10 protein-coding genes and 1 pseudogene are annotated in these 13,532 nt (G+C 54.5%); 6 read left to right on the top strand and 5 right to left on the bottom strand.

Annotated features, from left to right (window positions below):
- The first annotated feature begins 174 nt into the window (after window positions 1-174).
- The gene (gene ubiG, locus HA45_RS23595; protein ID WP_100701086.1) at window positions 175-900 is read left to right on the top strand and encodes a bifunctional 2-polyprenyl-6-hydroxyphenol methylase/3-demethylubiquinol 3-O-methyltransferase UbiG; all 726 of its coding nucleotides are present in this window, start codon (window positions 175-177) and stop codon (window positions 898-900) included.
- A 419-nt stretch (window positions 901-1,319) separates the two neighbouring features.
- Here ubiG and lsrG read toward each other — a convergent pair whose 3' ends face one another.
- The gene (gene lsrG, locus HA45_RS23590; RefSeq protein WP_100701087.1) at window positions 1,320-1,610 is read right to left on the bottom strand and encodes a (4S)-4-hydroxy-5-phosphonooxypentane-2,3-dione isomerase; all 291 of its coding nucleotides are present in this window, start codon (window positions 1,608-1,610) and stop codon (window positions 1,320-1,322) included.
- Window positions 1,611-1,821: 211 nt separating this feature from the next.
- Between lsrG and lsrK the strand changes: the two genes are divergently transcribed.
- The 4 genes from lsrK to yfaE all read left to right on the top strand — a co-directional run bounded on the left by lsrK (window position 1,822) and on the right by yfaE (window position 7,605).
- Window positions 1,822-3,393: an autoinducer-2 kinase gene (gene lsrK, locus HA45_RS23585; RefSeq protein WP_162288456.1), complete on the top strand. Its 1,572-nt coding sequence runs from the start codon at window positions 1,822-1,824 to the stop codon at window positions 3,391-3,393.
- 467 nt (window positions 3,394-3,860) lie between these two features.
- Complete coding sequence (gene nrdA, locus HA45_RS23580) at window positions 3,861-6,146, top strand: class 1a ribonucleoside-diphosphate reductase subunit alpha (RefSeq protein WP_128599105.1); 2,286 nt, start codon at window positions 3,861-3,863, stop codon at window positions 6,144-6,146.
- 65 nt (window positions 6,147-6,211) lie between these two features.
- Window positions 6,212-7,342: a class Ia ribonucleoside-diphosphate reductase subunit beta gene (nrdB, locus tag HA45_RS23575; RefSeq protein ID WP_100701089.1), complete on the top strand. Its 1,131-nt coding sequence runs from the start codon at window positions 6,212-6,214 to the stop codon at window positions 7,340-7,342.
- A gap of 2 nt (window positions 7,343-7,344) precedes the next feature.
- Complete coding sequence (gene yfaE / locus HA45_RS23570) at window positions 7,345-7,605, top strand: class I ribonucleotide reductase maintenance protein YfaE (protein ID WP_100701090.1); 261 nt, start codon at window positions 7,345-7,347, stop codon at window positions 7,603-7,605.
- Between the two features lie 82 nt (window positions 7,606-7,687).
- Here yfaE and HA45_RS23565 read toward each other — a convergent pair whose 3' ends face one another.
- On the bottom strand, window positions 7,688-8,884 hold the full coding sequence (locus HA45_RS23565) for a nicotinamide mononucleotide deamidase-related protein YfaY (protein WP_100701091.1): 1,197 nt from the start codon (window positions 8,882-8,884) through the stop codon (window positions 7,688-7,690).
- Window positions 8,885-9,037: 153 nt separating this feature from the next.
- Window positions 9,038-9,346 carry a stress response protein ElaB gene (gene elaB, locus HA45_RS23560; protein ID WP_100701092.1) on the bottom strand — a complete coding sequence of 103 codons (309 nt, stop codon included), beginning with the start codon at window positions 9,344-9,346 and terminating at the stop codon, window positions 9,038-9,040.
- 291 nt (window positions 9,347-9,637) lie between these two features.
- Here elaB and HA45_RS23555 point away from each other — a divergent pair.
- Window positions 9,638-11,295: pseudogene (locus HA45_RS23555) on the top strand (glucan biosynthesis protein D).
- 151 nt (window positions 11,296-11,446) lie between these two features.
- Here HA45_RS23555 and HA45_RS23550 read toward each other — a convergent pair.
- Together HA45_RS23550 and nuoN are read right to left on the bottom strand one after the other, a co-directional pair.
- Complete coding sequence (locus tag HA45_RS23550; RefSeq protein WP_100701095.1) at window positions 11,447-11,899, bottom strand: GNAT family N-acetyltransferase; 453 nt, start codon at window positions 11,897-11,899, stop codon at window positions 11,447-11,449.
- A 165-nt stretch (window positions 11,900-12,064) separates the two neighbouring features.
- On the bottom strand, window positions 12,065-13,528 hold the full coding sequence (nuoN, locus tag HA45_RS23545; protein WP_100701096.1) for an NADH-quinone oxidoreductase subunit NuoN: 1,464 nt from the start codon (window positions 13,526-13,528) through the stop codon (window positions 12,065-12,067).
- Window positions 13,529-13,532 lie beyond the last annotated feature (4 nt).

Here is a 13,532-nt window from a genome sequence, read left to right as displayed (position 1 = left end):
GCCGCTATCCCTCTACATAATGCCGGTTTTTAATGGTGCGAAAGTATATCACAGTGGTTGCCCTCGGTGAACGTAAAGCAGGGTTTAATGCCTCTTTTCCTTGCAGGTGAGAGATGCGCTGGTGAGAGTTAAGCGTTTATACTGAGGGAATATTTTGCCAGGAGTCGTGATTCAATGAGTGAACAACCGCAGGAAAGCCGCCAAAACGTCGACCACGCTGAGATTGCCAAGTTTGAAGCGGTCGCATCGCGTTGGTGGGATTTAGAAGGTGAATTTAAGCCGTTACACCGCATCAATCCCCTGCGTCTTGGCTGGATTGCCCAGCACAGTCATGGTCTGTTTGGTAAGAAGGTGCTGGATGTGGGCTGCGGCGGCGGTATCTTGGCGGAAAGCATGGCGCGTGAAGGCGCTGAGGTGACCGGATTGGATATGGGCGCCGAACCGCTGGAAGTGGCGCGGTTGCATGCGCTGGAGAGCGGTGTGAGCGTGCACTATGTGCAGCAGACCGTTGAAGATCATGCTGTGAGTCACGCCGGGCTTTATGACGTGGTGACGTGCATGGAGATGCTGGAGCACGTGCCGGATCCGCGTTCTGTGGTGTTGGCTTGCGCGCAGTTGGTGAAACCGGGCGGCGAAGTGTTTTTCTCGACCATTAACCGTAATCCAAAAGCGTGGTTGCTGGCGGTGTTTGGCGCCGAGTATGTGATGCGCATGGTGCCGCGCGGTACGCATGACGTGAAGAAGTTTATCCGTCCGGCGGAGCTGCTGAATTGGGTTGATGAGACGCCGCTGCGTGAGATGGGCATGATTGGTTTGCATTATAATCCGCTGACCAATCAGTTCCGTCTGGGACGTGGCGTTGATGTGAATTATATGGTGCATACGTATCGTCAGGAATGATGGGCGTTTGCTGTAGGAATGCGTTGGGTCGATGCTGCGAGATCGGCTAGTGCTTGCGGTGAGATTGGAATGTTTCGCGGTGGAATCAGCTGCGGGGACGGCGCAGGATGGCTGCGGGGACGGCGCGTCGTCCAGTCAAGCCCCGCCCGATCGCAAAGGAAACACGCATCCATGCAGATCGGCCGCCGCATCCCTGCGGCGGACGCTTTGCTCTTCGGGCGGGGCTTTACTGGCCATGAACGTTGGTCATGGCTTTGAGTGGCGTTGCGTTATGCATTGGCTTCATTAGGTTGCCCTCGCAGCCGCTGTCTTTAAGTTAATGCAGCGGCACAATTTATTGCGTTTTTCTTCCTTTTAACCCGCTTTAAGAACATCTCATCATGCTGATACGCGATAGTGCGGAGATGTCCATTCCGTCTCTACGGAAAAATCCCCTTAAACGCGGTTTTCTTTCTTGGTTCGCTCATTAGTGCTTCCAGCGCCTCAACGCACGCCAGGTAATGCGGTGTTTTCTTGTGCGCCAGCACGGCGGCTTCATCGGTGTAAGCTTCATAAATAAAGAAGCGCGTTGCCACGCTGCTGTCCTGCAACACATCAAACCGCAGATTGCCCGGCTCCTCCAGCGCCCCTAAATGATTAAGCTTGAAGACTCGCAGAAATTCGTCGATACAGTCGGGTTTTACGTTGATTTCAACCAGCGTGACTTCCATCGGCATGTCCTTTTTTATCGCGATTGGCAAAGTGGCAATCCTGGTAAAGCTTGTTTAATAAAACTCTCGCAGCGATCACAGTTCAAACTTTCCCCGGTGGGCTAAGCCGTTCATCTGGAGGTGAAAACCCACGCGCACAGCTATCTTTGCAGTAACACCCGTTGGGCCGTCGGTGTGGAGCACTCGTTCCGTTTTTCACAGGAGGTTCGTGATGACACACGCCCCGCATCTGATGGCATTAGACGCTGGCACCGGCAGCATTCGCGCCGTGATTTTCAATCTTCAGGGTGAGCAAGTTGCCGTGGCGCAGGCTGAATGGCGGCATCTCGCCCTGCCCGATGTGCCCGGTTCGATGGAGTTTGACCTGAACCAGAACTGGCCGCTTGCCTGTCAGTGCATCCGTCAGGTGTTGCAACAGGCGCAGCTGCCTGCCAGCGCGATTCGCGGCGTGGCCTGCTGCTCAATGCGGGAAGGGATCGTGCTTTACAACAAAGCGGGGGAAGCCATTTGGGCCTGTGCCAACGTGGATGCGCGCGCCAGTCGCGAAGTGAGTGAACTGAAAGAGATTCATCACGGTGAGTTTGAGCGTGAGATCTACCAGTGCTCCGGGCAAACGCTGGCCCTGGGTGCGATGCCACGTCTGTTGTGGCTGGCGCATCATCGACCGGATATCTATCGCCAGGCGGCCACGCTGTCGATGATCAGTGATTGGCTGGCAAAGTGCCTGAGTGGCGAACTGGCGGTGGATCCTTCCAATGCAGGCACCACCGGCTTGCTGGATTTACACACCCGTAACTGGCGACCTGATTTGCTGGAGATGGCAGGTTTGCGCGGCGACATTCTTTCACCCGTCGCCGAAACTGGCACGCCATTGGGGCATGTTACGGCCGAAGCCGCTCGCCAGTGTGGACTGGCGCAAGGCACCGTAGTGGGCATTGGCGGCGGTGATGTGCAGTTGGGCACGCTGGGGTTAGGCGTGGTGACCGCGGGCGAAACTGCAGTGCTGGGTGGCACCTTCTGGCAGCAGGTGGTGAATCTGCCGCATCCGCAGGTCGATCCTGAGATGAATATTCGGGTGAATCCGCATGTGATCCCCGGCATGGCGCAGGCGGAAGCGATCAGCTTCTTCACTGGCCTGACAATGCGCTGGTTCCGCGATGCCTTCTGCGGAGAAGAGAAATTGTTGGCGGAGCGTCTCGGCGTCGATTGTTATAGCTTGCTGGAGGAGATGGCCGCGCGCGTGCCTGCCGGATCCTGGGGCGTGATGCCGGTGTTTTCCGATGCCATGCACTTTAATAAGTGGTATCACGCCGCGCCCGCCTTTATAAACCTTTCCATTGATGCTGAACGCTGTAACAAGCAAACGCTGTTTCGTGCGCTGGAGGAGAATGCGGCGATTGTCTCCGCCTGTAACCTCGACCAGGTGGCCACTTTTTCCGGTGTGCGTGCCACGCAGCTGGTGTTTGCTGGCGGTGGCGCCAAGGGCAAGCTGTGGAGCCAGATTCTCAGCGATGTCACCGGCCTGACGGTGAAAGTGCCGCAGGTGAAAGAAGCCACCGCACTGGGTTGCGCTATCGCAGCAGGCGTTGCCGCCGGTGTGTATGACAATCTCAGCGAGACTGGACGCAATCTGGTGCGCTGGGATCGAGAATTCCAGCCTAATGCAGAACATCATCAGCTTTATCTGCAGCAAAAAGCCCGCTGGCAGCAAGTGTATGCCGACCAATTGACCTTGGTGGACAGTGGGTTAACTACCTCGATGTGGAAAGCCCCCGGTTTGTAATCCTGCGGCTATCCAGATCAATTTCCTTTTAGACGCGTACCCGCCTTTTTTGTAGGCTGCATTGGTCACAAAAAATTCATAAGCAATTTTAGATAAGTTCGCTACTGGCGGCCTTGTCAGGGCTTTTTTGACCTAAGAAAAATCTTGCGTTGGGGAGGTTGAGCAATAAACACGCGCTCGATCAAATTATGAAAAAAAACTGCTTTGCCGTTGACACGAGTTGCAGGCCTTACGGAATGGGGATCCAGGATTTTCGCCACCCCCCAGGACGCAATTCTCACTGAAAATCAACTCTTGTTAAGAAGAGATTGCTAGCTAAAATACTCACCATATTGTTGTTCAAACTTCCCGCACCCCCTATATATAGTGTTTATCCACAGGCTTACTCACAACGAGCGGCTTGTGTAAAAACCTTGTGCATAGCTGGGGGATAACTCTCTTTTTTGATGGACAGGTAAACACGCGACATGAACCAAAGTCTGCTCGTTACTAAACGCGATGGCCGCCAGGAACGCATTGATCTCGATAAGATTCACCGAGTACTCGATTGGGCAGCTGAAGGGCTGAACAATGTCTCGGTGTCTCAGGTTGAGCTGCGTTCTCACATTCAGTTTTACGATGGGATTCGTACATCTGATATCCATGAGACCATCATCAAGGCCGCTGCAGACCTGATCTCCCGTGATGCGCCTGATTATCAGTACCTGGCTGCACGCCTCGCCATCTTCCACCTGCGTAAAAAAGCCTACGGTCAGTTTGAGCCGCCGAAGCTGTACGATCAGGTCGTGAAAATGGTTGAGATGGGTAAATACGATCGCCATCTGCTGGAAGACTACAGCGTTGAAGAGTTCGAGCAGATGGACGAGTTCCTCGACCACTGGCGCGACATGAACTTCTCTTACGCCGCCGTGAAGCAGCTGGAAGGCAAATACCTCGCGCAGAACCGTGTTAGCGGTGAGATCTACGAGAGTGCGCAGTTCCTCTACATTCTGGTCGCCGCGTGCCTGTTCTCTGGTTACCCGCGCGAAACGCGTATGGATTACGTGCGTCGCTTCTATGATGCCGTGTCTACCTTCAAGATCTCACTGCCGACGCCAATCATGTCTGGCGTGCGTACCCCAACCCGTCAGTTCAGCTCATGCGTCCTGATCGAGTGTGGTGACAGCCTTGATTCCATCAACGCCACCTCCAGCGCTATCGTGAAATACGTTTCACAGCGTGCCGGTATCGGTATCAACGCCGGTCGCATTCGTGCGCTGGGCAGCCCGATCCGTGGCGGCGAAGCTTTCCACACCGGTTGTATCCCGTTCTATAAGCATTTCCAGACGGCGGTGAAGTCGTGCTCACAAGGCGGCGTGCGTGGCGGTGCAGCCACCCTGTTCTACCCAATGTGGCATCTGGAAGTGGAAAGCCTGCTGGTCCTGAAAAACAACCGTGGCGTTGAAGGTAACCGCGTGCGTCATATGGACTACGGCGTGCAACTCAACAAGCTGATGTACACCCGTCTGCTGAAAGGCGAGGACATCACCCTGTTCAGCCCGTCTGACGTGCCCGGCTTGTACGATGCGTTCTTCGCCGATCAGGACGAGTTCGAGCGTCTGTACACCAAATACGAGAAAGACGACAGCATCCGCAAGCAACGTGTGAAAGCGGTTGAGCTGTTCTCACTGATGATGCAGGAACGTGCCTCTACCGGTCGTATCTACATCCAGAACGTCGATCACTGCAACACCCACAGCCCGTTTGATCCGTCTATCGCGCCTGTACGCCAGTCTAACCTGTGCCTGGAAATCGCGCTGCCGACCAAACCACTGGATGATGTTAACGGTGATAGCGGTGAAATCGCCCTGTGTACGCTGTCTGCGTTCAACCTCGGTGCGATTGATAGCCTCGACGATTTGGAAGAGCTGGCGATTCTGGCGGTACGTGCACTGGATGCGCTGCTGGATTACCAGGATTATCCAATCCCAGCCGCACAGCGTGGCGCAATGGGCCGTCGTACCCTGGGTATTGGCGTGATCAACTACGCTTACTATCTGGCGAAAAACGGTGTGCGTTACTCTGATGGCAGCGCCAACAACCTGACGCACAAAACCTTCGAAGCGATTCAGTACTATTTGCTGAAAGCCTCGAACGAGCTGGCGAAAGAGCAAGGTGCTTGCCCGTGGTTCAATGAGACCACTTATGCGCAAGGCATTCTGCCGATCGATACCTATAAAAAGGATCTCGATGCGGTATGCAATGAGCCGCTGCATCTGGATTGGGAAGGTCTGCGTGCGTCCATTACCACGCACGGCCTGCGCAACTCTACGCTCTCTGCACTGATGCCGTCTGAAACCTCTTCACAGATTTCAAACGCCACCAACGGTATTGAGCCACCGCGCGGCCACATCAGTATCAAAGCCTCTAAAGACGGCATTCTGCGTCAGGTGGTGCCGGAGTATGAGCGTTTGAAAGATCAGTACGAACTGCTGTGGGAAATGCCGTCCAACGACGGTTATTTGCAGCTGGTTGGCGTGATGCAGAAATTCATCGATCAGGCGATTTCGTCGAACACCAACTACGATCCAGGCCGTTTCGCCAATGGCAAAGTGCCAATGAAACAGCTGTTAAAAGATCTGCTGACCGCTTATAAGTTTGGCGTGAAAACCCTGTACTACCAAAACACCCGTGACGGTGCGGAAGATGTGCAGGACGATATGGCCCCTTCCATCCAGGATGATGGCTGCGAAAGCGGCGCGTGTAAGATTTAATTACTCGCACACCTCATCTTGTCAGGGCCGGCAACGGTCGGCCCTCATCACTTTTGGACTTAGTCATGGCTTACACCACATTCTCGCAGAACAAAAATGACCAGCTGTTGGAACCGATGTTCTTCGGCCAGTCAGTGAACGTTGCCCGTTTCGACCAGCAAAAATATGACATCTTTGAAAAGCTGATTGAAAAGCAGCTCTCCTTCTTCTGGCGTCCGGAAGAAGTGGACGTGTCACGCGATCGTATCGATTATCAGGCATTGCCGGATCACGAGAAGCACATCTTTATCAGCAACCTGAAGTATCAGACGCTGTTGGATTCCATTCAGGGCCGTAGCCCGAACGTGGCGCTGCTGCCGCTGATCTCTATTCCAGAACTCGAAACCTGGATTGAGACCTGGGCGTTCTCCGAGACCATCCACTCGCGCTCTTACACCCACATCATTCGTAACATCGTGAACGATCCGTCACTGGTGTTTGATGACATCGTGACGAACGAGCAGATTCTGGCGCGTGCGCAGGATATCTCGAAGTACTACGACGATCTGATCGAGATGACCAGCTACTGGCATCTGCTGGGTGAAGGCACGCACGAAGTGGCGGGCAAAACGGTTACCGTCAATCTGCGCGCATTGAAAAAGCAGCTGTATATCTGCCTGATGAGTGTGAACGCGCTGGAAGCCATTCGCTTCTACGTGAGCTTTGCCTGTTCATTTGCCTTTGCCGAGCGCGAGCTGATGGAAGGTAACGCTAAAATCATCAAGCTGATTGCCCGTGACGAAGCGCTGCACCTGACCGGCACCCAGCATATGCTGAACCTGCTGCGCAGCGGTGAAGATGATCCAGAGATGAAAGAGATCGCTGCCGAGTGCCGTGATGAATGTTATGACCTGTTCAAGAAAGCCGCCGAGCAAGAGAAAGAGTGGGCAGAATATCTGTTCAGCGGTGGCTCAATGATCGGTCTGAACAAAGACATTCTGTGCCAGTACATCGAGTACATCACCAACATCCGCATGCAAGGTGTTGGTCTGGATCTGCCGTTCCAGACCCGTTCGAACCCAATTCCATGGATTAACTCCTGGCTGGTTTCCGACAACGTGCAGGTCGCCCCGCAGGAAGTGGAAGTGAGTTCTTATCTGGTCGGTCAGATTGACGCTGAAGTCGGCGAAGACGACTTTAACGACTTCCAGCTGTAAGCATGAGTCGTTCAGTTGTTATTCTGCGCAGTTCCGGCTCCCGGCTGGAGTGCGCAGAAGATCATCCCAATCTACTGACGGCACTGGAAGCGCACAATGTCTGCGTGGAGTATCAGTGTCGTGAAGGCTACTGCGGTTCATGCCGCGTGCGCTTGCTGAAAGGCGAAGTGGCTTATGCGGAAACCCCATTGGCGTTTATTCAGAAGGGCGAGATTCTGCCCTGCTGTTGTCGCGCCAAAGGGGAGATTGAGATCGAGTTTTAAGCGTCAATCCCCGAAGCCGGGCAATTTATTGCGCGTCTTACAGCGGTCCCGCCGCTGCAGGCACGCGCGATAAATCTGGCCGCTACAGTTTCACTGCTTCCAGCACATCAATCCAGCCGTGCCCGGTACTGACTTCACTGCCGTGCAGCCAGCGGCGCAGCATGTTCATCGCCATCATCGCCACCACTTTCTGCCGCGTTTCGACGTTGTGACGTCCATGCGTGAATTTCACGCGCTGGCCCCAACTGGCTTCCGGTGTGTGCAATGCAATCGACACCTCACCCTCCTCCAGATGGCCAACAGAAAGGGCTAATACCGTGCCATGATGCGCGGCCAGCGCGCGCGTCCGTTCAACCTGCGCTTCCAGGTCTTCACGGTTCGGTGGCAAAATTTCTGCAGCACTCAGCGGCACTTCTGCCGACGCCAGCTGCCAGTTCAACAATCCCGCAGTAAACTGTTCGCTTAATGCCAGACGGAAGCCACGCTGCTGTAATTCGCGGGCTAACAGCGCAGGCAGGCCTTCCGTGCCTTCGAAAATGGTGCATTCGGCCAGCAGCAGTCTCACTTGCTGCCACGCTTGTTCCATCGCCACACGCTGGCTGGCCGGTCCGGTGAGTTTGATTTCGATGATCGGCATGGAAGAGCGATACCCCATCACCACCCCTTCTGGCAACGGCAATGGCTCCAGTTCGGCGGCGATATCACTCTCGCCGCGACCAAAGGTGGTCAGGCGCAGACACAGCGGCGGTTCGGGTAAATCAAAACGTGCTTTGAGACGCGGAATGATCTCTTGCTCAACCATCACTTTGAATTCTGACGGCACGCCCGGCGTGAAGAATATCCAGCAGCGGTTGAGCTGCAGCGCGAAGCCACATGCGGTGCCTACCGGGTTATCAATCAGTTCTGCATTGGCGGGGATTTCTGCTTGTTTGCGGTTGCTGGGTGCCATGATGCGGCCCCTACTGGCGAACCAGGCTTCCATTTTCTCCAGCCATTCCTGCTGGATGACTAATTCGGTGCCGCACGCAGTGGCCGCCGCTAGCGCGCTGAGATCGTCGCTGGTTGGGCCGAGGCCACCGTTAACAATCAACACATCAGCAATGTGGCTGCGGCTCTGCAGCGCATCGACCAACGAGGACATAGCGTCACCCACGGTACTGCGGCTGGTCATCGGCAAGCCGTTCTGGAACAACACATCCGCCAGCCACGCGGCATTGGTATCCACTATCTGCCCATGTAACACTTCATCGCCCGTTGAGAGCATTTCAACACGTATCACGTTGCGTTCTCCTTATCCCTGTCGCCTTACTGTAGAAAGCGCGCACGCGAAAAACAATCGCATTGAGGGCGAAACAAAGATTTGAAACAAATGGGCAGCGAAAGGATGGAAAAGAGAGGAATCGGGCACGCACACGGCGCGTGCCCATACAGATTAACGGCGCGCCAGCAGCAAACCCACAAACAGGCCAGCGGCGGCACCAATGCCAATCCCCTGCCACGGTTTTTCGTGCACATAATCATCGGCACGGTAAGCGGCTTTTTTCGCGCGGTAATAATAGCTGTCGGATGCCTCGCTGACGCGGTTCTTCACGTCTTCCAGCGCCTGTTCAGCTTTGAGTTTCAGTTCGATGTACTTCTGATCGGCCGGATCGCCCGACGATTTCAGTACTTCTTCCAGGGTTTCAGTTAGCAGCGCCAGGTCGTCATCCAGGCGGGTTTCGAATTGATCTGTAGATGACACGTTATACTTCCTCCATGCTCGTCACTTATCGTTGTTTAACTATAGTCATAAATTCGGTATTTGCTGTACGCATTGGATTAGGATTACGCTGGGTTTTGCTCAACTCAATGCAAAGTTGCGTAATCCGCGCTGTTGCCGCGTGAATTCTGCTTCGCTTATTTGATTAATCTGATAAATTTTTGTCAGACTGAATTTTTTAATTTCGCGACTGTCGTAACCCCTTGAAGCCTGACGCCATGCGTCTTATGACAGTCACAACACACCAGAGCAGCTAAGGATTAGATTTCCGGCATGAATCGTAGAAAATTTATGAAAGCGTCCATGGCCCTCTCTGCCGCTAGCGGTATGACCGGGCTCTCCTCGCTGTTTGCGCAGTCCGCCTGGGCCGATGATGGTATCGCCGACGGCACCGCAGTGCGCTTCGATTTCGACTCACTGAAAAAGAAAGCCTCCGCGCTGGCGAAACAGCCCTGGGGCGGCGCACCCGGCCCGCTACCCGACACCCTGGCCAACCTGACACCGCAGGCCTACAACGAAATTCAGTACGATGCCAACCATTCGCTGTGGAATAACATTCCCGATCGCGAACTGGATGTGCAGTTCTTCCACGTGGGGATGGGCTTTAAACGCCGCATCCGCATGTTCTCGGTGGATGCCGATAGCCGCGAAGCGCGCGAAATCCACTTCCGTCCGGAATTGTTCAACTATCACAACGCCAACGTTGATACCCAGCAGCTGGTCGGCAAAACCGACTTAGGCTTTGCCGGTTTCCGTGCGTTTAAAAACCGGAACTGGCACGACGCGATATCGTTTCGTTCCTCGGTGCGAGCTACTTCCGCGCGGTCGATGAAACCTTCCAGTACGGCTTGTCAGCGCGTGGTGTGGCAGTCAACACCTTTAGCAACGGCCACGAAGAGTTCCCGGACTTCACCGCCTTCTGGTTTGAAACACCGAAAGCGGATGACACCACCTTCGTGGTGTACGCGCTGCTGGACGGCGCGAGCCTTACCGGTGCCTACAAGTTCACCATCCACTGCGAAGACAAACGCGTGGTGATGGAGGTGGAAAACCACCTGTTTGCGCGCAACGACATTCATCAGCTCGGTATCTCGCCGATGACCAGTATGTTCAGCTGCGGCACCAACGAGCGTCGCATGTGTAATACCTACCATCCGCAAATCCATGACTCCGATCGTCTGGCGATGTGGACCGGTAGAGGTGAATGGATTGCACGTCCGCTGAACAACCCGCAACGTTTGCAGTTCAACGCTTATGAAGATGAAAACCCACGTGGTTTTGGTCTGCTGCAGCTTAATCATGATTTCAAAGATTATCAGGACGTGATTGGCTGGTACGACAAACGTCCAAGCCTGTGGGTGGAACCGATTGGCAAATGGGGTAAAGGCGCCATCAACCTGATGGAGATCCCGACCACCGGTGAAACACTGGATAACGTGGTGTGCTTCTGGCAGCCAACGGAACCAGTGAAAGCGGGCAGCGAGTTTAACTTCCAGTACAAACTGTACTGGAGTCAACTGCCACCAGTGCGCAGCGGTCTGGCGCGTGTGGATGCGACACGTACCGGTATCGGCGGCTTCCCGGAAGGTTGGGCGCCGGGCGAGCACTTCCCGGATCAGTGGTGCCGTCGCTTTGCGATCGATTTCGTCGGTGGTGATTTGAAAGCGGCTGCACCAAAAGGGATTGAGCCGGTGATTACCGTTAATGCCGGCACCATCAAACAGGTTGAGATTTTGTATGTGGAACCGATTAACGGCTATCGCATCCTGTTTGACTGGTATCCAAACAGCGACTCCACCAAGCCGGTGGATATGCGCCTGTTCCTGCGTACCAAAGATGAGACCTTGAGTGAAACCTGGTTGTATCAGTATTTCCCACCGCCGCCAGATCAGCGTAAATACACTGATGACCGGCAGATGACACCGGGCTGATCTACCCTGAATAATTCGAATTTCAGGAAGGCGGCAATCGAGTGAGGCCCGATGAGCTTACTCAAGTAAGTGATTCGGGCGACCGAGAGCAGCCAACGCACCTGTAATTTGAAGTATGACGGGTATAAACGGCGAGGCGCAATTCTCGCCGTTATCCTTTCTGCATACCGATATGCGGGATATTGTCTTCCATGTACACCTCACCGACCGCTTTAAAGCCCAGACGACCGTAAAACCCTTCCAGATGGGCCTGCGCCGATAAATAAATGGTGCGTTGCGGCCAATGGGTATCACAACTTTCCAGTGCCTGTTGCATCAGGCGATAACCCAATTTTAAGCCACGCGCCTCTTCTGACACGATCACCCGCCCGATGATCACCGGGGCGTTTTCCAACATAGGTGTCAGCACGCGGGCATAGGCCAATAATTTACCGTCAAGGAAGCCCAAAATGTGGCGGTTGTCGGCGTTAAGATCCTGGCCATCAATATCCTGATAAGGGCAATTTTGTTCCACGATAAACACGTGATTGCGCAGCGCCAGCAGGGTGTACAGTTGCTGCGCGCTGAGGTCGCTGTGATGGCAGTCAAGCCATTGCATTTCCATGGTGCTTCCTTGTCTGAGCGAAAAAAGTGATCTCTTGAGATTATCACAGTGAGTTGTCATTAATCTGCACGTCCCAGCCTTTGCGAGCCGCTGACCGTGATCGATTTCTCAGATTTCAGGCAAAAAAATCAGGCCCTTGGGCCTGATTCTCTTCGTCACTTCACATTACATCAGCGGCTGTGCCATCTGCACCAGCGAGATCAGCGGCTGCGGGTAAACACCTAGCAGCAGTACTAAAATCGCAGAGATCAGCACCACCACACCACCGGCGGTGAACGCCCAGTTGGCTGGCGTATCACGATCGCGCGTGTGCAGTTCTGGTGGGCTGAGGTACAGGCTCACCGTCACGCGCAGATAGTAATAAAGACCAATCGCACTACCGGCAACCACTGCCGCAGTCAGCCACCACAGGTGCGCATTCACACCGGAAGCAATCACGTAGAATTTACCAATAAAGCCCAGCGTCATCGGGATACCGGCCAGAGACAGCATCATCACGGTCATCACCGCTGACAGAATCGGACGGTGCCAGAACAGACCACGGTAAGAGTACAGCGTATCGGCATCCGGTCCACGGTACGGGCTGGACATCAGGCTGACCACACCGAACGCGCCGAGGCTGCTGAACAGATAACCGGCCAGGTAAACACCGGCGGTTTCCAGCGACAGCTGATGGGTTTTCACCGCAATTAGCGACACCAGCAGATAGCCGAGATGGGCGATAGACGAGTAACCCAGCAGACGTTTGATGTTGCTCTGCGAAATCGCCATCAGGTTACCGAACAGAATCGATACAAAGGCGATCACACCGAGTACGGTGCGCACCGCTTCGCTGTCTGTGACTGGCGCGTACAGGAACAAGCGCATCACCACGCCAAAGATGGCGATCTTGCTGGCGGTGGCCAGGAAGGTTGACACCGGTGCAGGCGCACCCTGATAGACATCTGGCGTCCACAGATGGAACGGCACCAGTGACAGCTTGAAGCCAAGACCGATGATCATCATACCCAAGCCAACCAGCAGTAGCGGCTGGTGCATCATGCTGTCATTCAGGCTCTTGCCCAACTGCACAAAGCTCAGGCTACCGGAATCGGCATAAATCAGTGCGATACCAAAGATCAGGAACGATGACGCCGCAGCGGACAGGATCATGTACTTCAGTGCCGCTTCCAGCGAGCGCTTCTGACGGAAGGCATAACCAATCAAGCCAAACAACGGCAGTGACAGCAGCTCGATACCGATAAACAGCGCTGCCAGATGGTTAGCACTGGCCAGTACAATCCCACCCAGTGCAGCAATCAGCACTAACAGATAGAACTCATCTTTGTTGTCCGGGAAACCGGCCAGCCACGGATAAGCGAAAGTACAGGTTGCCAGACTGGCGAGCAGCACCAGTGCGGTATAGAACATCGAGTAACCGTCAACGCGCAGCAGCGGCGTGACATCCATGGCACCGACATGACCGACAAACCACAGTGAAAACAGCGCAACGTTAAGGCCAATGACCGTCAGCGTGGCATTAACAAAGTGGTTGCGTCGCCACGCAATGGACAGCATCACCACCACCACCGTCAATCCGACGATCAACAGCGGCAGTAACGCAATCAGATGTTGAGGAGTTATTGTCATGGCG

The sequence above is a fragment of the Pantoea rodasii genome (assembly GCF_002095465.1).
Classification (GTDB): Bacteria; Pseudomonadota; Gammaproteobacteria; order Enterobacterales; family Enterobacteriaceae; genus Pantoea; species Pantoea rodasii.
The sequence above is the reverse complement of the archived record's forward strand: the minus strand, read 5'-3'. Positions and strand labels throughout refer to the sequence as shown.

Bases quoted from the DNA above. Each gene is read 5' to 3' on its own strand.
- HA45_RS23550 (WP_100701095.1), bottom strand. From the start codon at position 11,899: ATGGAAATGCAATGGCTTGACTGCCATCACAGCGACCTCAGCGCGCAG.
- lsrK (WP_162288456.1), top strand. From the start codon at position 1,822: ATGACACACGCCCCGCATCTGATGGCATTAGACGCTGGCACCGGCAGC.
- nrdA (WP_128599105.1), top strand. From the start codon at position 3,861: ATGAACCAAAGTCTGCTCGTTACTAAACGCGATGGCCGCCAGGAACGC.
- lsrG (WP_100701087.1), bottom strand. From the start codon at position 1,610: ATGGAAGTCACGCTGGTTGAAATCAACGTAAAACCCGACTGTATCGAC.
- nuoN (WP_100701096.1), bottom strand. From the start codon at position 13,528: ATGACAATAACTCCTCAACATCTGATTGCGTTACTGCCGCTGTTGATC.
- nrdB (WP_100701089.1), top strand. From the start codon at position 6,212: ATGGCTTACACCACATTCTCGCAGAACAAAAATGACCAGCTGTTGGAA.
- yfaE (WP_100701090.1), top strand. From the start codon at position 7,345: ATGAGTCGTTCAGTTGTTATTCTGCGCAGTTCCGGCTCCCGGCTGGAG.
- ubiG (WP_100701086.1), top strand. From the start codon at position 175: ATGAGTGAACAACCGCAGGAAAGCCGCCAAAACGTCGACCACGCTGAG.